Annotated in this window: 21 protein-coding genes; 6 read left to right on the top strand and 15 right to left on the bottom strand. The window is 71.3% G+C overall.

The window, feature by feature from the left end; translation table 11 throughout:
• The first annotated feature begins 67 nt into the window (after window positions 1-67).
• Window positions 68-1,495: a DUF222 domain-containing protein gene (locus ACYVF4_RS09805; RefSeq protein WP_460722158.1), complete on the top strand. Its 1,428-nt coding sequence runs from the start codon at window positions 68-70 to the stop codon at window positions 1,493-1,495.
• Window positions 1,496-1,508: 13 nt separating this feature from the next.
• Here ACYVF4_RS09805 and ACYVF4_RS09800 read toward each other — a convergent pair whose 3' ends face one another.
• Window positions 1,509-2,093: a VanZ family protein gene (locus ACYVF4_RS09800; RefSeq protein ID WP_460722156.1), complete on the bottom strand. Its 585-nt coding sequence runs from the start codon at window positions 2,091-2,093 to the stop codon at window positions 1,509-1,511.
• Between the two features lie 135 nt (window positions 2,094-2,228).
• Here ACYVF4_RS09800 and ACYVF4_RS09795 point away from each other — a divergent pair, with 135 nt between their 5' ends.
• A complete protein-coding gene (locus ACYVF4_RS09795) occupies window positions 2,229-2,372 on the top strand; it encodes a hypothetical protein (RefSeq protein ID WP_460722154.1) in 144 nt (47 codons plus the stop codon).
• A 46-nt stretch (window positions 2,373-2,418) separates the two neighbouring features.
• Here the strand turns inward: ACYVF4_RS09795 and ACYVF4_RS09790 are convergent, their stop codons facing one another.
• The 14 genes from ACYVF4_RS09790 to ACYVF4_RS09725 all read right to left on the bottom strand — a co-directional run bounded on the left by ACYVF4_RS09790 (window position 2,419) and on the right by ACYVF4_RS09725 (window position 16,222).
• Window positions 2,419-2,559 (bottom strand): hypothetical protein, encoded by a 141-nt coding sequence (locus ACYVF4_RS09790; RefSeq protein WP_460722152.1) that lies wholly within the window; start codon window positions 2,557-2,559, stop codon window positions 2,419-2,421.
• Window positions 2,556-2,732 carry a hypothetical protein gene (locus tag ACYVF4_RS09785; protein ID WP_460722150.1) on the bottom strand — a complete coding sequence of 59 codons (177 nt, stop codon included), beginning with the start codon at window positions 2,730-2,732 and terminating at the stop codon, window positions 2,556-2,558. Before ACYVF4_RS09785 ends, ACYVF4_RS09790 begins: the two co-directional genes overlap by 4 nt.
• Window positions 2,733-2,850: 118 nt before the next feature.
• Window positions 2,851-3,021 carry a CsbD family protein gene (locus tag ACYVF4_RS09780; RefSeq protein ID WP_460722148.1) on the bottom strand — a complete coding sequence of 57 codons (171 nt, stop codon included), beginning with the start codon at window positions 3,019-3,021 and terminating at the stop codon, window positions 2,851-2,853.
• Between the two features lie 278 nt (window positions 3,022-3,299).
• Window positions 3,300-4,874, bottom strand: a complete 1,575-nt coding sequence (locus ACYVF4_RS09775) for a glycoside hydrolase family 32 protein (RefSeq protein ID WP_460722146.1) — start codon at window positions 4,872-4,874, stop codon at window positions 3,300-3,302.
• A 215-nt stretch (window positions 4,875-5,089) separates the two neighbouring features.
• Window positions 5,090-6,520 (bottom strand): glycoside hydrolase family 32 protein, encoded by a 1,431-nt coding sequence (locus tag ACYVF4_RS09770; protein WP_460722144.1) that lies wholly within the window; start codon window positions 6,518-6,520, stop codon window positions 5,090-5,092.
• Window positions 6,521-6,552: 32 nt separating this feature from the next.
• Window positions 6,553-7,581, bottom strand: coding sequence for an ATP-binding cassette domain-containing protein (locus tag ACYVF4_RS09765; protein WP_460722142.1), 1,029 nt, complete (start codon window positions 7,579-7,581; stop codon window positions 6,553-6,555).
• A complete protein-coding gene (locus ACYVF4_RS09760) occupies window positions 7,581-8,492 on the bottom strand; it encodes an ABC transporter ATP-binding protein (protein ID WP_460722140.1) in 912 nt (303 codons plus the stop codon). Before ACYVF4_RS09760 ends, ACYVF4_RS09765 begins: the two co-directional genes overlap by 1 nt.
• Complete coding sequence (locus ACYVF4_RS09755) at window positions 8,489-9,532, bottom strand: ABC transporter permease (RefSeq protein WP_460722138.1); 1,044 nt, start codon at window positions 9,530-9,532, stop codon at window positions 8,489-8,491. Before ACYVF4_RS09755 ends, ACYVF4_RS09760 begins: the two co-directional genes overlap by 4 nt.
• 9 nt (window positions 9,533-9,541) lie before the next feature.
• Window positions 9,542-10,519, bottom strand: a complete 978-nt coding sequence (locus ACYVF4_RS09750) for an ABC transporter permease (RefSeq protein ID WP_460722136.1) — start codon at window positions 10,517-10,519, stop codon at window positions 9,542-9,544.
• A gap of 82 nt (window positions 10,520-10,601) precedes the next feature.
• Window positions 10,602-12,266, bottom strand: coding sequence for an ABC transporter substrate-binding protein (locus ACYVF4_RS09745; protein WP_460722134.1), 1,665 nt, complete (start codon window positions 12,264-12,266; stop codon window positions 10,602-10,604).
• 64 nt (window positions 12,267-12,330) lie between these two features.
• Window positions 12,331-13,350 carry a LacI family DNA-binding transcriptional regulator gene (locus ACYVF4_RS09740; RefSeq protein WP_460722132.1) on the bottom strand — a complete coding sequence of 340 codons (1,020 nt, stop codon included), beginning with the start codon at window positions 13,348-13,350 and terminating at the stop codon, window positions 12,331-12,333.
• Between the two features lie 575 nt (window positions 13,351-13,925).
• Window positions 13,926-14,885 (bottom strand): DUF418 domain-containing protein, encoded by a 960-nt coding sequence (locus ACYVF4_RS09735; protein ID WP_460722130.1) that lies wholly within the window; start codon window positions 14,883-14,885, stop codon window positions 13,926-13,928.
• Between the two features lie 77 nt (window positions 14,886-14,962).
• Window positions 14,963-15,655 (bottom strand): endonuclease/exonuclease/phosphatase family protein, encoded by a 693-nt coding sequence (locus ACYVF4_RS09730; protein WP_460722128.1) that lies wholly within the window; start codon window positions 15,653-15,655, stop codon window positions 14,963-14,965.
• A gap of 114 nt (window positions 15,656-15,769) precedes the next feature.
• On the bottom strand, window positions 15,770-16,222 hold the full coding sequence (locus tag ACYVF4_RS09725) for an OsmC family protein (RefSeq protein WP_460722126.1): 453 nt from the start codon (window positions 16,220-16,222) through the stop codon (window positions 15,770-15,772).
• 144 nt (window positions 16,223-16,366) lie between these two features.
• Here ACYVF4_RS09725 and ACYVF4_RS09720 point away from each other — a divergent pair, with 144 nt between their 5' ends.
• The 4 genes from ACYVF4_RS09720 (at window position 16,367) to ACYVF4_RS09705 (ending at window position 20,013) form a co-directional block, all read left to right on the top strand.
• On the top strand, window positions 16,367-16,828 hold the full coding sequence (locus tag ACYVF4_RS09720; protein ID WP_460722124.1) for an RrF2 family transcriptional regulator: 462 nt from the start codon (window positions 16,367-16,369) through the stop codon (window positions 16,826-16,828).
• A 90-nt stretch (window positions 16,829-16,918) separates the two neighbouring features.
• Complete coding sequence (locus ACYVF4_RS09715) at window positions 16,919-17,944, top strand: sulfite exporter TauE/SafE family protein (RefSeq protein ID WP_460722122.1); 1,026 nt, start codon at window positions 16,919-16,921, stop codon at window positions 17,942-17,944.
• Between the two features lie 194 nt (window positions 17,945-18,138).
• Entirely contained in the window at window positions 18,139-18,978 is an 840-nt protein-coding gene (locus ACYVF4_RS09710) for a hypothetical protein (RefSeq protein WP_460722120.1), read from the top strand.
• A gap of 138 nt (window positions 18,979-19,116) precedes the next feature.
• Window positions 19,117-20,013, top strand: coding sequence for a response regulator transcription factor (locus tag ACYVF4_RS09705; RefSeq protein WP_460722118.1), 897 nt, complete (start codon window positions 19,117-19,119; stop codon window positions 20,011-20,013).
• The last annotated feature ends 192 nt before the right edge of the window (window positions 20,014-20,205 follow it).

Here is a 20,205-nt window from a genome sequence, read left to right as displayed (position 1 = left end):
AGAAACGTCAAACGCCTTGACGCAAACGGGCGTTACCGAACTGTGACCATATGGGAATTTTCGTATCTTGCTTCTATATTCGCGTCGGTTAGTTTATCCCCATGGTCGTGCAGTTTCGATTCAATGTCCGAGGGTCGGTATAGCTTCGAGGTATGGCCAATCCGCTGCAGCTCCTCGCCGAGACGGTGAGAGCGCCGCGCGCGGACTCTGGACCGGGGAGGACGACCTCGAGGCGCTAGAACAGCGAGAGCTGGTCGCGCTGAACGCTCGGCTCAGCACCGCGCAGCGCGCGCTCGACGGCGCACGGGCGCGCGTCGCGCGTGAGATCGCGCGACAGTCCTCCCCCGACCTCGGGCCCGAGGGGCTGGCGAAGAAGCAGGGGTTCCGCACTCCCGAGTCGCTGATCGCCGCGACGACCGGAACGACCGTCGCCGAGGCGAGCAGGCTGCTCCAGGTAGGCGAGGCGACGGCGCCGCGCCGCACGTTCGAGGGTGAGCGGCCCGCGCGACGGCCCCGCGTCGCGAAGGCGCTCGCGGCGGGACTGCTGCGCAGCGACCAGGCCGCGGCGATCATCGCCCTGCTCGACCGCATCGCGGTGCGGGTGGATGCGGCGGTCCTCGACCGCGGCGAGCAGGACCTCGTCGCGCAGGCGGCGGGCATGGCGATGAACGACCTCGCGCGGCTGCTGCTGCGCGCCGAGACCGCGCTCGATCCGGCCGGCGTCGCCGAGCGCGAGGATCAGCTCAAGGCCAAGACCGGTGCGCGCATGTACGAAGACAAGTTCGGGATGCTGCACGTCGAAGGCGTGTGGGATCCCGAGAACGGCGCCCCGATCAAGGTGGCGATCGAGTCGTACGTCCGCGCCCAGCTGCAGGCGGCTCGCGGCGACACCGTCGACCCGGATGCGCCGCGGCGGACGGTGCCGCAGATGCAGGCGGATGCCGTGACCCGACTGGCGCAGCACCTGCTGGGATGCGAGCGCCGGGACGTTCCCGTCGAAGGTGCGACGGTCGTGGTGCGCATCGATCTCGCCGACCTCGAATCCGGCGACGGGTACGCCACGATCGACGGCCTGGCCGCCCCGGTCACCGCCGCCACCGCGCGCCGCATGGCCGCGTCGGGCGGCGTGATCCCCTGCGTACTCGGCGGCGACAGCGAGATCCTCGACTGGGGACGACGGCAGCGCCTCTTCACCCTCGCGCAGCGCCTCGCGCTGGTCGAACGGGACGGCGGGTGCGCGATGTGCGGGGTCCCACCGTCACATGCCAAGGCCCATCACCTTCGATGGTGGGCTCGGGATGCCGGGCCCACCGACCTCGCCAACGGAGTGCTGCTCTGCGAGAGCTGTCACCACCGCATCCACGACAACGGGTGGGAGATCCGCATCGACGGCGCGGGCACGCGCGCGAAAGTGTGGTTTCTTCCGCCACCCGGCGTCGACCCCGCGCGGACGCCGCGGCTGGGCGGACGGGCACGGTTTGACCTGGTCGCGTGAGGGGGGTGATGGGTCAGCCGGGATGGCGGGTGCGCCACCAGTCGACGGCGGCCACGAGCAGCAGTCCGACGCAGGCTCCGGTCACGTTCGCGACGATGTCCATGACACTCGGAACACGACGGTCGAGGGCGAGGGCCTGCACCGATTCGATCGCCACCGTCGTCACGAAGGCGATCGGCACGACGAGGTACTGGCGCGCGAGGATCACCGCGAGCAGCGCTCCCAGCGGCACGAACAGAAGGATGTTCGCCCCGAACTCCAGACGGGCATGCGTGATGACCGGAAAAACCCGGGTGATCGCGCGGATCAGAGGACCCGCCCCGCTGTCAACCGGGACCGGCCAGATCGCGATCAGGACGAGTCCGGCGAGATAGATGGCGAGCGTGACCCGCGCCCAGCGTCCGCCGACGTAAGGCACTGCGGCCGGTGGAGTGGGAGGCTGCGTGGCCGGGGCTGCCGGGTGCGACGGGCGCGCCGCGTGCGACGGGTGCGCCGTGTGCGTCGCCTGCGCCCCGGAGACCGTGGGCAGCGGCGGACGGGGCGGCACGCCCAGATCGCGCAGTGCGCGGTCGAGCGCGTCATCGCCGGCGTGCGGCATCCCGGACCTCCCCAGGCTCGGCGCCGCGACGGTGCCGCGCGTGTGATCAGCGAGTCTAGCCGCGACACCGGATGTCGACGATCGGACGTAGAGTTCTCTTGGCCGCTGTGGGAGCGGCCCGGACTGGGGCAACACGTGACACACCTCGATGCCGACGAGGGCATCCTCGACGCGGCCGCGCAGCCGCACTGCCCGGAATGCGGCGCCGTGCTGCACGACATCCCCGGCGGGTTCTTCTGCCCGGCGGACGGACTGACCTTCCTAAGCGGTCAGTCCTGACCCGTCAGCCCTGACCTGTCAGTCATGACCCGTCAGACCTGACCGGTCAGCCGCGGTCTTCGCCGTAGCCGCGGATGCTGCGCAACTCGGCCTCGAGCTCGGCGCGCGCCGCGTCGGTCTTCTGCGCGTCCTCCGGCACCTGCTCGACCGGCTCGTCTGCGCGCCCCTCGGGCGCGACGCCGCTCACGCCGCCACCCCGAGAACGACCGCGAGCGCTTCCGAGGAGTGCTCGCCGCCGAACTGCAGCGCCTCGCCGGTGAAGAGACTCAGCAGCACCATTCCGAGCACGAACGCGATCGCGGCGAACAGGATCGCCGCGCCCGCGAGAGAGATCAGCAGGGGCAATCGAGATGCGTTCATGGTCCGATCATGGCCGATCCCCGGACACGTGAGGGCCTCTTACCCCGAACCGATCCTCCGTGCACACAGCCGAAGCCCCGGCATCCGTCGATGGGATGCCGGGGCTCCGGGTGTCTTGTTACTTGAACGCGTCCTTGACGTTCTCGCCCGCCTGCTTGAGGTTGGCTCGCGTCTGGTCGGCCTGACCCTCGCGCTCGAGGCGCTCGTCGTCGGTCGCCTTGCCGGCGCCCTCCTTGGCCTTGCCGCCCATCTCTTCAGCCGCGTTCCGGATCTTGTCGTCGATACCCATATGAGGCTCCTTCCGTCTGTCCGTCCCCCGACGCTACGCCGCGACATCGCCGCCGCCAGGGGGGTTGCGCACCGCCACCGGTCGCGATATACCGCGTTGCGGGGATCAGCCGATCGCCCGCCGCTGACGCCGTCCGCGGTTACCGCGCGGGGTGGCGACGGATGCGGTCAACCCGCCGCGCGGCAGTTGACGCCGTTCGCGGTCACCCGGCACCGTGACCACCGACAGCGTCAACTCCGCCACCGCGGGCCGCGGGCACCGGCATCCGCAGAGCAGCCCTACCGCACCGCGAGCTCGCGCACCGTCAGGTCGCGGAACACCGACGCCCCCTCGTACGAGTACAGCCGGATGCCGTCATCGCCCTCGAGCGGGAACACCCGGTGCGAGTGGACGACCTGCCCGTCGCCGACGAACATCTCGACGCTCGTGCGGTCGACGAGGATCCGCAGCCGCAGCCGGCCGGTGGACGGGTCGGCGGCGAACTGCGACTCGCCGCCGGTCGGGTTGATCGTCGGCCGGCGGTTGACGTACGTGAACGGCCCGGGCAGGAACATGCCGGCGGCCACATGCCGCCCGCCGCCGGGGGCGCGGCAGACCTCGACGCCGACGTTCCCGGGACGGCCGGACCACGTGATCTCGCACGACAGTTCGTACGCGAGCGAGCGCACCGCGAGGTCGCGCGTGCCGTCGACGGTGAGGTCGCCGAGCCGGTGCGTGCGGGTGGTGTAGTCCCGCAGCGCGGCGGTCGGCTGCGACGCGAGCGTGTACCCGGACCCCGACCGCACCAGCCGCACGTCGCGGGCGATCATGTCGTCGCCGTTGTAGCCGTCGGTGGCGAGGGTCGGGGTGTTGTGCGGGTAGTCCCAGAAGTTCGCCCACCCGATCGCGTGGCGCAGGGTCTCGTCGACCGCGCCCGACGCGTCGCGGTGCTCGTAGGTGACGGCGCCGTAGAAGTCGAAGCCTCGATCCAGCCACTGCGGCTCGTCGTGGTCGACCCGGAACGACGTGCCGTCGAACGCGCCGGTCCAGTACGCATAGGTCGCCGGCAGGCCGCGCCCCTTGCCGTTCGCGCTCGTGCCGAGCACCCAGTGGGTCGTGCCGTCGTCGGCGGTCATGCGGAAGAGGTCCGGGCATTCCAGCAGCCCCAGGTCGGTGCGGCGGAACTCCCCCACCTCGCGCCATGCCTTGAGGTCCGCCGAGGCGTAGAAGCCCAGCCGCTGCCCCTCGGCGTTGAGCATGAACCAGCGCTCGCGCTCGTCGTCCCAGATGACCTTCGGGTCGCGGAAGTCCTGCACTCCCGGGTTCGGCAGCACCGGGTCGGACCCGCCGGGACGGAACGACCGGCCGCCGTCGGTGGAGTACCAGAGGAACTGCGCCTGCCGCCACTCCGGCGCCTGCGTGACCAGCGCGATCACCGCGCCCTCGCCGTAGCCGGCCGTGCCGCGCTCGTCGACGACCATGCTCCCCGACCAGCAGTCGCCGTTGCCGTTGCTGAACTTCGGGATCGCCACGCCCTGGTCGCGGAACGTCACGTGATCCCGCGTGGTCGCGCGCCGCCACGAGGTGCCCGACCCGCCCGCCTGGTAGTCGGCGTTGTAGAGGTAGTAGTAGTGGTACTCGCCGTCGAGCCAGATCGGCCGCTGCGGGTCGTTCTTCCAGTTGTCGGGAACGCTGAAGTGGTACTGCGGGCGCATGCGCGTGCGACCTTTCGACATGGTCCCGGATGCCGTCGGCCGGGGAGCCGCGACGGCCCCCGTGCCGGTGGTCAGGACAGCGGCGCCGCCCAGCGCGGCCGCACCCGTCAGCAGACCGCGGCGCGACAGCGTGGACCGGGGGGTGGAGTTCTCGGACATGGGTCACCTTTCATCGTTGGAAGGGGGTGGAGCAGGTCGCCGGCTAGGAGATCCGCACTCGTGAGGACGCGCGGCGGACCCGGCATCCTCAGCAGTGCGGATCTCCTAGCCGGCGCGGGGCGCGGCGGCAGCCGCAGCCCCGCGCGGGGGTGAGCTAGCCGGCGAGGGGCGCGGCGACAGCCGCAGCCCCGCGCGCGGGGGTGAGACGCGGCGGGTCAGCGGGTCACGGTGGCCATGCGCCACGCGCGCACCGACCCCGCGGCGCCGCCGGCACAGGCGACCTCGACGCCCAGGCTGTCGGGGCGCGTCGGGTAGACGCGGCCCGACAGCGGCACGCCGTTCGCGAACGCCTCGAGCGCCGAGTGGTCCACGAGAACGCGAAGACGGATGCCGTCACCGGCCGGCACCTCGCCGGCGAGCGCCGCCGCATCCACGGCGGCATCCCGCGACGACGCCGACCTGTCGAGGGCGAAGTGCACGGCATCCCCGGTGCGCGAGAGGCGGTACACCGTCCGCTCCGCGCCGTCGGCCGACGCCCGCACCGCGACCTCGACCGATCCGCCGTCGGGCACCGAGAGGTCGAACTCCAGGTCCAGCTGGTCGCCGGCGACACCCGCCAGCCCGTCGGCGGCGCCGTCGTACAGCAGCTCCCGCCGCAGCGCGTCCACCTCGGGTGCGGGCGCCTGATGCAGCGTCCCGCCCGGACCCGCCGTGACGACCCGGGGCAGCGACATCACGCCCGACCAGCCGGCCTGCAGCACCGCCGCGTCGGGCCGGGCCTCCTGCATCCAGCCGAACATGATGCGCCTGCCCGACTCGTCGCGGAACGACTGCGGCGCGTAGAAGAAGCGGCCCCCGAGGTCGAGCCGGTGAAGGCCTTCGGGCTCGAACCGGTCGCCGGCGTAGCGGCCCGACCAGTAGAGCGGATGCAGCGTCCGCCCCTCGTCCCACGCCGAGAACACCAGCGCGTCGGCGCCGCCGGGCACCCCGAACAGGTCGACGCACTCCCACATCGTCCCGGTCCAGTCGAGGTCGCCGAGCGCGCCGTCCGCGGCGTCGCCGGTCAGCAGCTCGCCCACGTAGGTCCAGGAGCGCAGGTCGTCGGACTCGTAGAGCAGCGCGGTTCCGCCTACTCCCCGGATGCCGGAGCCGATGATCTGGCGCCAGCGGTCGTCCTCGCGCCACACGCAGTGATCGCGGAACGCGACGATGTCGAGCCCTGCCGGCGGCGCCGCGATCACCGGGTTCGCGGCATCCTTCGTCCACGTCACGAGATCGGCGCTGCCGGTGGCCAGGCACGGCAGCTCGCGATCGCCCTGGCGACCCGAGTACACCAGGTGCGACACCCCGTCGTCGTCGGTCACGAGCACACCCGACCAGCAGCCGTCCTCGTCGGGACCGGCGCTCGGCTCGAGCGCGATCGGCAGATCCCGCCAGGTCACGAGATCCGTGCTCACCGCGTGACCCCACTGGATGCGGTGGTGCACCGGCGCTTCGGGGTTGTACTGGTAGAAGAGGTGGTACTCGCCGCCGCGCTGCGCGAGCCCGTTGGGGTCGTTCAGCCAGCCGGCGGGCGAGACGAAGTGGAACCCCGGCCGGTGCGGGTCGGCAGCGGCGCGGGCCTCGAGCTCCGTCGATGAGGCCACAGCCCCGACAGTAGCGGCGTCGTCGATCAGTGTCATGCGTGGGTCTCCGTGTCGGTCGTGATGGTCCGCTGCAGCGCGGTGCCGGGGGCGTCGGCGGGCGGGGCGTACAGCCCGCACCGCACCCAGTGCTCGGGCAGGTCGCTCAGCCGGTGGAAGACAGGCTGCTCGGCCGAGCAGTCCGGGCCGGCGTGCGCGCACGAGGTCGGCTGCAGCACCTCGCGGCGAAGGTGCGCCCGCTCGACCGGGTCGAACGACCCGGCGCGCGTGGGATCGGGGACGGCCGAGATGAGCAGCCGCGTATACGGGTGGGCGGGATGGGCGAGCAGGTCCAGCGATTCGCCGCCCTCGACGAACTCCCCCGCGAACATCACGACGATGCGGTCGGCCAGGTAGCGCGCCGATGCGAGGTCGTGCGTGATGTAGAGCATCGAGATGCCCTGCTGCCGGCAGAGGTCGCGCATCAGGTTGAGCACCCCGATCCGAACCGACACGTCGAGCATCGAGGTCGGCTCGTCGGCGAGGATCAGGCGCGGACCCACCGCCAGCGCGCGGGCGATCGCGATGCGCTGCCGCTGCCCGCCCGACAGCTCGTGCGGATACCGGTCCAGCAGCTCGGCGGGAAGGTCGACCTTCGCCATCAGCCGCCGCTGCGCCTCGTCCATGCCGCCGCGGCCGACGACGCCGTGGAGCCGGAGCGGCCGCTCGAGGAAGTGCGACACCCGGTGCACCGGGTTCAGCGACCCGAAGGGATCCTGGAAGATCATCTGCACCGCAGACCGGTACTCCCGGCTCGCCGCCCGGGGCTCGGTGCGCAGCACATCCGCACCCTCGAACGCGATCGTCCCGCCGCTCGGCTGCTCGAGCCGGGCCACGCACCGGGCGAACGTCGACTTGCCGCTGCCGGACTCGCCGACCAGCGCAACGATCTCGCCGGGGGCGATGTCGAGATCGACACCGCCGAGGGCCCGCACCTTCGTGCGCGAGAACAGCCCGCCCGTCGCGAACGTCTTCTGCAGTCCCCGCACGCTCAGCACGGGCGTCACCGCCGTCCTCACACTCATCACACGACCGCCTCTCGCAGGTCGTCAGCGCCCACCGGCGCGACGAAGTGACCCGCCGCGACCTCTTCGAGGTCGGGGATGCGGCGGAACCGGACGCCCTCGCCGAGTCCGCGCAGCGGCGTGCGCGGACCGGTCAGGGGCGGGAACGCGTTCATCAGCGCACGCGTGTACGGATGCCGGGGGTCGTGGAACACCGCCTGTGCGGGCGCCGTCTCGACGAAGCGCCCCGCGTACATCACCGCCATGCGGTCGGACAGCTCGACCATGAGCGACATGTCGTGCGTGATGAACAGCACCGCAAACCCCAGTTCGCGCTGCAGGTCCTTGATCTGGGCCATGATCTCCTGCTGGACGACGACATCCAGCGCCGTCGTCGGCTCGTCCAGCAGCAGCAGCGGCGGACGCAGCGCGGTGGCCATCGCGATGACCACGCGCTGGCGCATGCCTCCCGACAGCTGGTGCGGGTAGGACGCCAGCCGATCACGCGGGATGCCGACGAGGTCGAGCAGCTCCGCCGCACGGGCGAGGGCCTGCCTCTTCGGCATCCGTTCGTGCGTGGTGAAGATGTCGGCGATCTGGTCCCCGATCGTCATGACCGGGTTCAGGGAGTTCATGGCGCTCTGGAACACCATCGCCACCTGCCGCCAGCGGAACGCCCGCAGCTCGTCGGCGCCGAGGGCCAGCACGTCGATGCCGCGGAAGCGGATCGACCCGCCGGCGATGACCGCGGGATCGCGCAGCAGCCGCAGGATCGCGTTGGCGATCGTGGACTTGCCGCACCCGGACTCCCCCGCCAGGCCGAACACCTCGCCCTCGGCGACGGTGAAGCTCACGCCGTCCACGGCGCGGACTGTGCGGGCCTCGGTGACGTACTCGACCGTGAGGTCCTCGATCTCGAGCAGCGCGCTCATCGGCCGGCTCCGTTCTGGCGGCGTGCGGATACAGGGGCGGATGCCGTCGCCACCGGCGTCGGCTCGTCAGGGGACGTGCGGCGGCGGGGCCGGCGCAGGCGCGGGTTGGTGACCTCGTCGACGCCGTAGTTCACCAGCGCCAGGGCGAAGGCGACCAGGGCGATGCAGACTCCGGGCGGGACGAACACCCACCACGCCCCGGTGAGGAGGGCGCCGTCGTTGCTCGCCCAGTAGAGGTTGGTGCCCCAGCTGATCGTGGAGATGTCGCCGAGGCCCAGGAACTCCAGGCCCGCCTGCGCCCCGATGCCGAAGATCACGCACGCCAGCAGCGTCGACATGACGATCGAAGCCATGTTCGGCAGGATCTCGCGGAACATGATCCTCACGCCCCGCTCGCCGGTGACCTGCGCGGCGGCGACGAAGTCCTTGCCGCGGATCGACAGCGCCTGCGAGCGCAGCACCCGCGCCGACCCCGCCCAGCCGGTGATCACCAGCACCACGATGACGGTGCCGAGGCCCTGCGGCAGGAACGCCGCGAGGATCACCAGCAGCGGCAGGCCCGGCAGCAGCAGGAAGACGTTCGTGATGAGCGAGAGCAGGTTGTCCACGGCGCGGCCGAAGTAGGCCGAGGCGAGCCCGACGAGCAGACCCACGAAGGTCGCGGCGATGCCGACGACGAAGCCGACGAACAGCGACGACCGCGCGCCCCACACGTTCAGCGCGAAGACGTCCTGCCCCTTGGCGGTGGTGCCGAACCAGTGCTCGGGCGAGGGCGGCTGCGCGCCGAACCCCTGGATGAGCATGGGGTCTCCCGGCGCGATCACCGGGGCCAGCAGAGCGACGACGGCGAAGAGGGCGAGGATCACCAGACCGCTGACGGCCTTGGCGTTGCCCCGCAGGCCGGCGACGAGCCCGGTGCGTGCGCGCCGGGGCCGGCGGGCCGCGGCGGGCGCGGCATCCCGACCACTGCCGGGCGCCCCGTCGGGGGCGACGCCGAGATCCAGCTCGGCCATGACACGAGGGTCCTGTGCGAGTGACATGAGGGCCTCCTAGCTGACGCGCACGCGCGGGTCGAGGCGGACGTAGACGACGTCGACGGCGAAGTTCGCGATCAGCACCGCCGTGGTGATGGTGAGGAACAGCCCCTGCATCAGCGGGTAGTCGAGATTGGTGACCGCCTGCAGAAGCTGGTAGCCGACGCCGGGGTAGGCGAAGACCACCTCGGTGAGCAGGGCTCCGCCGACGATGAAGCCCAGCGACATGCCGAACGCGGTCACCGACGGCAGCAGGGCGTTGCGTGCGGCGTAGCGCAGCATGATGCGGTTGCGGCGCAGGCCCTTGGCCTCGGCCATCACGATGTAGTCCTCGGCGTTGGTGGCGATCATCGTGTTACGCATGCCCAGCATCCAGCCGCCGATCGACACCAGGACGATCGAGGTCGCCGGCAGCACCAGGTGGTAGAGCACATCGCCGAGGAAGGCGAGCGAGAACTCCGGCACCGAGCCGACCGAGAACGCGTGCCGCAGCGGGAACCACCCGAGCGTGACCCCGAAGAGCCACAGCGCCCCCATCGCGAGCCAGAAGTACGGGAACGACCCGATGAACACGAGCACCGGCGGCAGGACCGAGTCCAGGATGCCGCCACGGCGCCACGCCGCGAGGATCCCCAGCAGGTTGCCGATGAGCACGGCGACGACGAGCGAGGTGAGACCCAGCAGGATCGTCCAGCCGATCTGCGCCGAGATCACCTGCGTGACCGGCGACGGGAACCGCGAGATCGAGAAGCCCATGTCGCCGCTGAACAGCTGCCCGAGATAGCGGACGTACTGCTCCCACAGCGGGGCGTCGTCGAGCCCGAACGAGCGGCGGAGCGCGTCGATCTGGTCGGGGCGGATCTCGCCCTGCAACCGCGCGACCATGCGCGAGACCGGGTCGCCGGGCATCAGCCGCGGCAGCATGAAGTTGAGGGTGATCGAGACCCAGAACGCGGCCAGGTAGAAGCCGAGACGGCGCGCGATGTAGCCCATGGGAACCTCCTCGAGGTCTGGGTGGGATGAGAGGGCGGCGGGGTCGCGCGCGCACGCGGCGCACGCGCGCGACCCCGGGCGATCAGCCGGCGACCGGCTCCAGCGACGTCAGGATCAGCACCGCGGTGCGGGCGCGGACCGACAGCGTCGCGTACGGGTCGTCCTCACTGGGCCAGCCGGTGAAGCGCTCGCTGCTGGCGGCGCCCCACTCCGGGCCGGGGAAGAGAGGCGCCACCGGTGCCTCTTCGGCGAAGAGGGCCTGCAGCTCGCTCATGATCCGCTGCTGGTCGGCCTCGTCCGAGGCGCCGGCGAACTCGTCCAGCAGCGCGTCGGCTTCGGCGTTGCCGTAGCGGTGGAAGTTGTCGAACGTCTGCTCACCGACCGGCTTGACCGTCTCGGTCGACATCACGCCGCGGTAGAACTGGTACGGCGTCGGGGCGCCCGCGCTCCACACGATGCCCGAGTCGAACGTGCCGTTCTCGTAGCCGGCGACGACGTCGCCCCAGTCGCGCGCGGCGACGGTGACGGTGACGCCCAGGTCGGCGAGGTTCTGCGAGATGACGTTGCCGACCGACACCCAGTCGCTCGAGGTCGAGCCGACCGAGAAGTCGAACGCGAACGGCGAGCCGTCGGGCAGCGTGCGCGTGCCGTCGGCGCCGGCGGTGATGCCCGCCTCGTCCAGCAGCTCGCCCGCGGCCTCGAGGTCGCGCTCGGTCCACGCGCACTCGCCGGCGATGCTGTCGTCGCGCCACGAGTCGTACGCGCCGGACAGACCCGTGCAGTCCGCCGGATCGGTATAGCCCTGCATCCCGATCTTCGTCACCTGCTCGCGGTCGACGGCCATCGACAGCGCCTTGCGCACGTTCGGGTCGTCGAAGGGCGCCTTGGTGGTGTTGAACTGCCAGTTGATCATCGACCCCGTCGGCGGGAACCAGTAGAAGCGGTGCTCCGGGTCCTTCGCCACGTACGCCTCGTCGATGTTCGGGATGAACTGCGGGGCCCAGTCGACGTCGCCGTTGGCCGCGGCGAGGTTGGCGCCGTCGTTGCCGGCGAATGCCAGCATCCGCACGCCTTCGATCTTCTGCTTGTCGGGCTGCCAGTAGTTCGGGTTGCGCAGCAGATCGAAGGACTGCGCCTGGAAGTTCGAGACCTCGGTGTAGGGACCGGTACCCACGGGCTCCTCGTTGGCGAAGGTGGTGGGGTCCTCGACCTCGCTCCAGATGTGAGCGGGCGCGATGATCTGCTGGCCGATGTCCAGCAGCGCCGGCGAGAACGGCTCGTTGAAGGCGAACTCGACGGTCAGGTCGTCGACCGCCGTGACGGTGTCGATGTAGTCGAAGCCGCCGCGGATCTCACGCTGCAGGTCGAACGACAGCACGACGTCGTCGGCGCCGAAGTCCTCGCCGTCGGACCAGGTCACGTCGTCGCGGAGCGTGTACGTGATGCCGGAGCCGTCCTCGGCGACCCGCCAGTCCGTCGCCAGCCACGGCGTGGTCGACCCGTCGGCGGGGTTGAAGATGAGCATCGACTCGTAGATCGCCTGATGCGTCATCGGGAAGTCGGGGTTGGCGAACGGGTTGAAGTTCCGGTCGAACGTGCCCATGTCCTCGCGCGGGATGGTGAGCAGCTGTGTGCCGTCGAGGTCGGACGATGCCGCCTCCTGGCCGCCGCCGGCGCAGCCGGTGAGGGCGAGCGCGGCGGCCGCCGCGAGCGCGCACAGTCGTGCCGCCCTGATGTGCAGTGCCATGATTGGTGCTGTTCCTTTCTTCTTCGTTGAAGCCGAAGGGTCTCGCTCGTCTAGAGATGTCCAGTCACACGGACGAGCGTTCGAGGAGCGGGCAGTCGACCGTCACGGTTGTCGTGTCGGTCGGCTTTCCCGCCGTGATCGCGGCGAGGATCTCCACGCCGCGGGCGCCCATCTCATCGAAGGGCAGGGCCACCGTCGTCAGACCCGGTCTCAGGTAGGCCGCGATGAGCTCCTGATTGTCGAATCCGATGACGGCGACGTCGTGGGGGATCTTCAGCCCGCGCTCCTTGATCGCGTCATAGGCGCCCATGGCCATGCGATCGTTCGCGCAGAACAGCGCGGTGGGCGGGTCCTTCTGATCCAGCAGGGCCTCGACGGCGGTGAAGCCGCCGTCGGCGGTGGCGTGTCCCGACAGCTCGAGCGATTCGTCGATCGGGATGCCGGCGGCCCGCAGCGCCTCGTGATACCCCTGGCGGCGGCCGACCGCCGCGGGGATCTCGGGGTCGAGGTTGACGAAGCCGATGCGGCGGTGGCCGGCGGCCAGCAGCCGCTCGGTCGCCCGGCGCCCGCCGGTGAGCTCGTCCGGGACCACGGCCGGGAACCGGCCCTCGGGGTCGAAGCAGTTGACCAGCACCGTCGGCACCTCGCGCGCGAGGTCGGGCACCTTCACGGCCCGATGCCACGTCGCGGCGTAGATGAGACCCTCGACCCGCTGCTCCAGCAGGCGCTCGATGGCGGCGGTCTCTGCATCCGGATCGGACTCGGTCGACGCGATCAGCAGGTACTTGTCGTTCAGCAGCGCGCGGTCCTGCGCGCCCTTGATGATGTCGACGGCGAACGGCGCGGTGACGATCTCGGTCACCAGGCCGTACCAGTCGCTGCGCTGCTGCGCGAGGGCGCGAGCGCCGGCGTTCGGGCGGTAGCCGAGCTGGGCGGCGGCGGCCAGGACGCGGTCGCGCGTGTCGTCGGCGAGCGTGACGGAGCGGCGGTCGTTGAGCACGAGCGACACCGCGGTGCGCGAGACCCCGGCGGCGGCGGCGACGTCTTTCATGGTGACGTTGCGGCGGGGCGTGGGGCGCGACATTGCGGGAATCTTTCCGGTGGGCTAACGCGTGTTAGGTGGGCGTGCTCCGATGCTAACGCGGGTTAGGGCGCGGGTCAAGAGCGGGGTGGTGATGGACGGGTGGGTGGGGGCGCGCGCGGCAGCGAGTTGACGACATCCGTCGCTACCGGCGGCCATAACCGCAAACCGCGTCAACCGCGCGGCCGACCCTCGCGCCAGGTTGACGGCATCCGTCACTACCGGCCCCCGCAACCGCAAACCGCGTCAACCCGGCACCCGACCCGGCCGCGCGTAGGGTTGGCCGCGTCGTCGCCGCATCCGTCGCCACCGCAACCGCAAATCGCGTCGACCGCTCAGCCGATCCTCGCGCCGGGTTGACGGCATCCGTCACTACCGCCCGCCGCATCCGCAAACCGCGTCAACCGCTCGGCCGACCGCCGCGCCAGGTTGACGGCATCCGTCACCACCCACGGCCGTAACCGCGAACAGGGCCAACCCGGGGAACCCGCGCCCGCGCCAGGTTGACGGCATCCGCCATCACCGGCCGCCGCAACCGCAAACCGCGTCAACCCGACCGGCGGCTGGGCGCCTGGTCGTCAGCGCCGCGCGCGACGTCCGGTCGCCAGGCCCATGGCGCGCTCAAGCGGACCTGTGCCCACGTGTCGCCACCACAGCCACCCGACGAGGATCATGCCCGGCACCACGACGAGCCAGCCGATGTAGTCGTTCGAGGACGGCCACACTCCGCCCCAGAAGGCGAGGATCCCCACATGCAGCACGTACAGGCTGAGTGCGACCGCACCGACCGCGCGCATCGGCGAGAACGCCGCATCCACAGCGCGTCGCCACCGGGGATGTTCGCTCGTGGCCAGCAGCACGACTGCTCCGTAAACGGCGAACACGAGACCCACATCGTGAAGCGTGTCCGGCCAGGACCCCGAGATCGCGTAGCCTCCCGCCGATCCGAGCACCGGCCGCACCGCATACGCGATCGGAGCGACGGCGATCATCGTCCACAGCACGCGGTCTCGCGTGAACCCGTGACGCATCAGCAGCGCCCCGAGCAGGAAGAAGGGCAGCAGATTCGTCAGTCGATACATCGACCCGAGCACCGTCCAGGACGCCAGCTCGCGCAGGATCCCTGTCGCATCTCCGTCAAGGAGCGGCCACAGCACCTGCCTGGACCACGCGTTGAGTGGATCGCTCACGACTGCGAGCCCGACGGTGACCATCGCCAACCAGCGCGTCCGCAGGAACAGCAACGGCAGGCCGACGATCAGCAGGATGCCGAGATGACTCAGGATGACGACAACCCACGTGCTCCACATCGACACGATGATCCCGAGCGCGATCAGGATCGCCCCGCGCAGAAGCTGCTGGAAGACCATGTAAGGGATGCCGGGCCGCGCAGTGCGCACGATCACCAGCTGTGTGGAGATCCCCATCACCAGGGCGAACAGCGGTGAAGCGAGATCGTTGATCTGGGCCATGGTGAAGCCGAGCCATGCGGGGACGTCGGGAAGGAACGGCACGGCGTGCGCGATCAGCATCGCCACTAGTGCCGTCCCTCGCAGGACGTCGGGAACGACGAGGCGCGGCCCGCCGACTGCCCCGGCGGGATCCGCGCGCGGCTTCACGCGACGCCCAGCTCGGCCTCTGCGGTCACGCGCGCGGTCACGAGGATCGGCAGGTGGTCGCTCAGACCCTGCGGGAGCGTCGTCACCTTGTCGATCGTGAAGCCCGACGAGGTCGCGAAGTCGTAGTGCCCGCGGAAGAACCGGTACCGCGTGTAGGTGCGGGCATCGCTCAGCGACAGCTCGTATCCCTGGCTGCGGACGTGCTGACCCAGGTGCTCCTTGAAGACGGGGTAGTTGTAGTCGCCGACCATGAGCGCCGGCAGCCCCTCGCCGAGGTGCTGGATCTCGGCGAGCGCCGTGCGGATCTGGTGGCGGCGCAGGGAGTTCAGCGCCGTCAGCGGCGCGGCGTGGAAGGACGCGACGATCACGTGGCGCCCCGCGTCGATGTCATGCAGTCGCACGCCGAGCATGCGCTCCTCGGCGGGCTTGAGGACGCGGTCGTGCAGCGACTTCTTGAGCGAGAGGAGGCGCGTCTCGACGATCCGGTAGGTGTTCTCGCGGTAGTACACGGCAAGGCCCAGCCGGTTGCGCTGCGTGGCGTGCGCGAGCCGCAGCCCGTGGATCGTCTCGGGGATGTCCGCGGAGTCGCACTCCTGCAGGCACAGCACGTCGACGTTGTGACGCTCGACCAGGGCATCGAGCTCGGTGGCCGCCCGATGCTTGCGCAGGTTGTACGAGATGACCCTCATGACGACGACAGCCTAGACCCGCGGCCCGCAGCGGTGGGCGGCCTTGACACGACTCATCGCGATCTCCTCACCGACACGAATCGTCGACGCCCCTCCGTCACGAGACCCCCGCCCTCACACCGGCCGTTCGGCGGTCACGCTGCCCTCGACCTCGCACACCGCCGCGAGCGTGTTGAACACCGTGCCGAACTTGCGCAGGTTCGCGTGGACGAGCTCGACGCGACGGTCCGGCTCGTCGGTCGCGATCCGCATCGCGTACGTGATGCGGGTGAACCGGGGCGGAGCGTCCTGCCGGTGGAGCACCACCTCGACCGTGGCTTCGTCGAACGAGAAGCCCAGCATGGCGCCCGCCCGCGCGAGGTTCTTCAGCATGCACGCCGCGAACGCGCTCCCCAGCAGGTCGGCCGGCCCGGGATCCCCCGTCGGCGGCGCACCCCAGCGGGCGTCGAGAGCGACGCGCGTGCCCGCCGCCTCGACGAACGCCTCGCCTGTTCGCGAGGTGGACCCGCGCACCACGTACTCCCGCGGCCCCTGAGGCGCCGGCATCCCCGCCTGCTGTCCTTCCATGCGTCCATCCTGCTCGCGGGCGGGTCCGTGCACCACCGTTCTTCCCCGACGGATGCCGGCGCGCGGCGCTGACGGAAGGCCCGGCCTGCGCGAGAATGAGATCGCCCCTCACCGCCGCCCCGACCCGCTTCCGGAAGGCCCGCCATGCGCATCTCGGCCCGCGCGGACTACGCCGTCCGCGCCGCTCTGTCGCTGGCCCGCGCGGCCGACGGAGAACACCTCTCGGGCGACCGCATCGCCACCGAGCAGCACATCCCCGCCGCCTTCCTCGAGGGGATCCTCGGTGCGCTGCGCAAGGGCGGCATCGTCACCAGCCGCCGCGGCGCGGCCGGGGGCTACCGCCTGGCGGGGCCGGCGGCCGGGATCTCGGTGGCCGACGTCATCCGCGCCGTCGACGGCCCGCTGGTGTTCGTGCGAGACGAGCGTCCGAGCGAACTGGAGTACCCCACCGGCGACGAGGCACTCGTGGCCCTGTGGGTCGCCCTCCGCGCCAGCGTCCGTCGCGTGCTCGACGAGACCTCGCTGGCAGACCTCGCCGCCGGCGCCCTGCCCCCGATGGTCCGCGACCTCGCCGACGACCCGGAGTCGTGGGTCAGCGGCCGGTAGCGACACATTCCGTCACGTTCTCGACACCGCCCCGGCGGCCCGGAACACTAATACCGACTAATCCAGTCGGAATTGACGGAAAGGCCTGCCATGCAGACTCTCGTGCTCCTCGCTCTCGTGGGCCTCGGCGCCCAGCTGGTCGACGGAGCGCTCGGCATGGCGTACGGCGTGACCTCGACGACGCTGCTGCTGGCGATCGGTGCGAACCCCGCCGCGGCGAGCGCGTCGGTGCACCTGGCCGAGATCGGCACGACGCTGGCCTCGGGCGTCTCGCACTGGCGCTTCGGCAACGTCGACTGGAAGGTGGTGCTGCGCATCGGCGTCCCCGGCGCGATCGGCGCCTTCCTCGGCGCGACCGTCCTCTCGGCCCTGTCCACCGATGTCGCCAAGCCCGTCATGAGCGTCATCCTGCTCGCGCTCGGCCTGTACATCCTCACCCGCTTCACGTTCCGCTCGCTGCCGCGCGTGGACCGCGCGAAGCCCCTGCGCCTGCGCTTCCTCGCGCCGGTGGGGCTCGTCGGCGGGTTCCTCGACGCCACGGGCGGCGGCGGCTGGGGCCCGGTGGGAACCCCCGCCCTGCTGGCGAGCGGACGCATCGAGCCCCGCAAGGTGATCGGCTCGATCGACACCAGCGAGTTCCTGGTGGCGATCGCCGCCTCGATCGGCTTCCTCATCGGCCTGGGCTCGGGCGGCTTCGACCTCACGTGGGTCGGTGCTCTGCTGGCCGGCGGCCTGATCGCCGCGCCCATCGCCGCGTGGCTCGTCCGCAAGCTGCCGGCCCGCCTGCTGGGCTCGCTCGTCGGCGGGATCATCATCTTCACCAACGCCCGCACCCTGCTGCTGCAGTGGGATGCCGAGGGCGCCGTCACCGGCTGGGTGCTGGCGGCCGTCGCCGTGGTGTGGGCGGCCGCGGTCGCGGTGTCGTGGCGGGCCTGGCGCGCCGAGAAGCACGCGTCCCACACCGCGCCGCACGCCGCGCCCGACACCGCGACGGCCACCGCCACGCCCACCACTCCCGACGCCGCTCCCGACACCGCGACGGCCACCGCTGCACCCACCGCGCCCGCCGATGCCGACGCATCGGGTGAACTGGTCGGCAACGCCGCGAAGGACTGATGGACACCGCCCCGCGCCGGGCATAAAGTGTGGGCAGGACCGACGGCGCAGAGGCTCGACTTCACCCGAACGACGACCTTTCAGGCCTCGCCCGGTGCACCGCCGGCCCTCGAGATCCCCTCGGCGTCTCCTGACTGCTTCATGGTCCGTCGGGGGGATCCCCCTGTCCGCACCCGGCCGGTACGGTGGGCCAGGTGACCGACGCTCCTGCCCCGCCACCGGACGCGCAGCGGCATCCGGCGACGCCGGCGACCACGTCCCCGCAGCGTACCTACCGCTACCTGCGGATCGCGACGGCACTGACGGTGGTGGCCATCTTCACCGCGGTCCTCGCGGCGGTCCCCTTCGTCGGCTGGCTGCCCAGCATCAGCCACTACTACGACTCGCCCGCCCGCACGGTCTTCACCGGCGCGTTGATCGCCGCCGCCGTCTGCCTGTTCGCCCTCTCGGGCCGCGGCGCCTCGCGCGCCCTGCTGGACGCGGCCGCGCTGTTCGCCCCGCTCGTGGCGATCATCCCGTTCTCGGACGTCACGGCCGACCCCGCGACGGTCTTCGCCGACGTGCGCGTCGGGCTGACCGCCTACCTCGTCGTCGGCGCCCTCGTGGTGGGGATCGGCGCCGCCCTCACCGCCCGCGGCGAGATCGACCCGCGCGAGGCGGGCCTCTCACTGGGCCTGGGCGGCGGCATCCTGCTGATCGTCGGCGTGGGCTGGATGCTGGCACCTGGCGTCGTCCTGGCCGTCGGGCACGTGATCGCCGCCGTGGCCTTCTTCGCCCTCATCGCCGCCACCGCCCTGCTCGAGGCGTTCCGTCCGGCGACCGGCGCGACGGCGCCCTGGCTGCGGACGGCGTACGCCGTTCTCGGATCCTCGCTCGCGGCGGTGCTCGTGGCGACCCTCGCCCTCAGCGGCGAGCGCTTCTACGCGTGGCGGCCGGTGCTCATCGGTGAGAGCATCGCGCTGCTGCTGTTCGCGGCCTTCTGGGTGCTGCAGACCGCGCAGAACTGGCGCGATCGGGATCCGTCCCTGCGCTGACGGCGGCGCGCATCGCTCGGCCGGCGAGAATTGTGACCGCCGTGTGACGTGACGGATGTGACAGATGTGTAGCATCGAAATCTCGCATCGGGGCCGTCTGAGGGTCTCGAGCGACTTGCGATCAGCCGGGGGGCGAACGTGATCAGCACAACCGAGGGTCCGCGGACGGCGGTCATCGTCGAGGACGACCCCGAGATCCGCCACATCCTCGCCGAGGTCTTCGAATCGGCCGGGTTCTCGACGGTGACCGTGGGCAACGGCATCGACGGCGTCCGCGCGGTCGCGGACTACCAGCCGCTCATCACCACGCTCGACATCAACATGCCCGGCATCGACGGGTTCGAGGCCGCGCGGCGCATCCGCGCGCAGAGCAGCACGTACATCATCATGCTCACGGGGATGCAGGACGAGACCGACGTCGTCCTCGGACTGGGCGCGGGGGCCGACGAGTACCTCGCCAAGCCCTTCCGTCCGCGGGAGCTGCGCGCCCGCATCGACGCGGTCCTGCGTCGCCTCGGCGGGAGCCGCGCCGTGGCCCCGGCTCCCGTGCCGGTCCAGGACCGCGTCGGGCCGTCGTTCCCGGGGCACCCCGGCGTGGGCGCGGCCCACCCGTCGCGGGCGGCTCAGCCCGCGGCCGGCGGGGACACGCGTGCCGCCCTGCGCGCCCGCGAGGAGCCCTCGGCCGTCGCCACCGCCGACGGCAACTGGCTGCAGCACCGCGATCTGCGGGTGGACCCCGACACCCGGATCGCCCTCATCGGGTCCGACGAGATCGTGCTGACCCGCACCGAGTTCGACCTGCTGACGACGCTGCTGCACTCCAAGCGGCGCGTGCGCAGCAAGGCCGATCTGACGCTGGTGCTTCGCGGCGAGTCCTACGTCACGAGCTATCTCGTCGGCGAGGCCGACAAGCGGGCGATCGAGGCCCACATGACGAATCTGCGGCGCAAGCTCGGCGACAGCCCCACCCAGCCCCGGTACATCGAGACGGTGCGCGGGGTCGGATACCGGCTCACCTCGGAATTCGCCGCCTGACGCACTGCGCCCCCGCACCTCCCGGGACCTCGGGCGGGTCCCGGGAGGAGCTTGGGGGATCACCTTCCCTCGGGTGAGAAGGTGTCCCGATGCGCGACCCGTCGTCCCCAGATCCCCAGTGGGTCGCGCACGTCGTCGATTGCGCAGCGGCCGGTGCGCAGTGCCGGACCGGTCATCCTCCCCCATCCGGTT

The organism is Microbacterium aureliae (assembly GCF_054780155.1).
This window is presented reverse-complemented; position numbering and strand designations above follow the sequence as displayed.

What these genes read in the sequence shown, in the direction of transcription:
- ACYVF4_RS09800 (WP_460722156.1), bottom strand. Translation starts at nt 2,093, where the DNA reads ATGCCGCACGCCGGCGATGACGCGCTCGACCGCGCACTGCGCGATCTG.
- ACYVF4_RS09785 (WP_460722150.1), bottom strand. Translation starts at nt 2,732, where the DNA reads ATGAACGCATCTCGATTGCCCCTGCTGATCTCTCTCGCGGGCGCGGCG.
- ACYVF4_RS09780 (WP_460722148.1), bottom strand. Translation starts at nt 3,021, where the DNA reads ATGGGTATCGACGACAAGATCCGGAACGCGGCTGAAGAGATGGGCGGC.
- ACYVF4_RS09775 (WP_460722146.1), bottom strand. Translation starts at nt 4,874, where the DNA reads ATGTCCGAGAACTCCACCCCCCGGTCCACGCTGTCGCGCCGCGGTCTG.
- ACYVF4_RS09765 (WP_460722142.1), bottom strand. Translation starts at nt 7,581, where the DNA reads ATGAGTGTGAGGACGGCGGTGACGCCCGTGCTGAGCGTGCGGGGACTG.
- ACYVF4_RS09760 (WP_460722140.1), bottom strand. Translation starts at nt 8,492, where the DNA reads ATGAGCGCGCTGCTCGAGATCGAGGACCTCACGGTCGAGTACGTCACC.
- ACYVF4_RS09755 (WP_460722138.1), bottom strand. Translation starts at nt 9,532, where the DNA reads ATGTCACTCGCACAGGACCCTCGTGTCATGGCCGAGCTGGATCTCGGC.
- ACYVF4_RS09750 (WP_460722136.1), bottom strand. Translation starts at nt 10,519, where the DNA reads ATGGGCTACATCGCGCGCCGTCTCGGCTTCTACCTGGCCGCGTTCTGG.
- ACYVF4_RS09745 (WP_460722134.1), bottom strand. Translation starts at nt 12,266, where the DNA reads ATGGCACTGCACATCAGGGCGGCACGACTGTGCGCGCTCGCGGCGGCC.
- ACYVF4_RS09740 (WP_460722132.1), bottom strand. Translation starts at nt 13,350, where the DNA reads ATGTCGCGCCCCACGCCCCGCCGCAACGTCACCATGAAAGACGTCGCC.
- ACYVF4_RS09730 (WP_460722128.1), bottom strand. Translation starts at nt 15,655, where the DNA reads ATGAGGGTCATCTCGTACAACCTGCGCAAGCATCGGGCGGCCACCGAG.
- ACYVF4_RS09725 (WP_460722126.1), bottom strand. Translation starts at nt 16,222, where the DNA reads ATGGAAGGACAGCAGGCGGGGATGCCGGCGCCTCAGGGGCCGCGGGAG.
- ACYVF4_RS09720 (WP_460722124.1), top strand. Translation starts at nt 16,367, where the DNA reads ATGCGCATCTCGGCCCGCGCGGACTACGCCGTCCGCGCCGCTCTGTCG.
- ACYVF4_RS09715 (WP_460722122.1), top strand. Translation starts at nt 16,919, where the DNA reads ATGCAGACTCTCGTGCTCCTCGCTCTCGTGGGCCTCGGCGCCCAGCTG.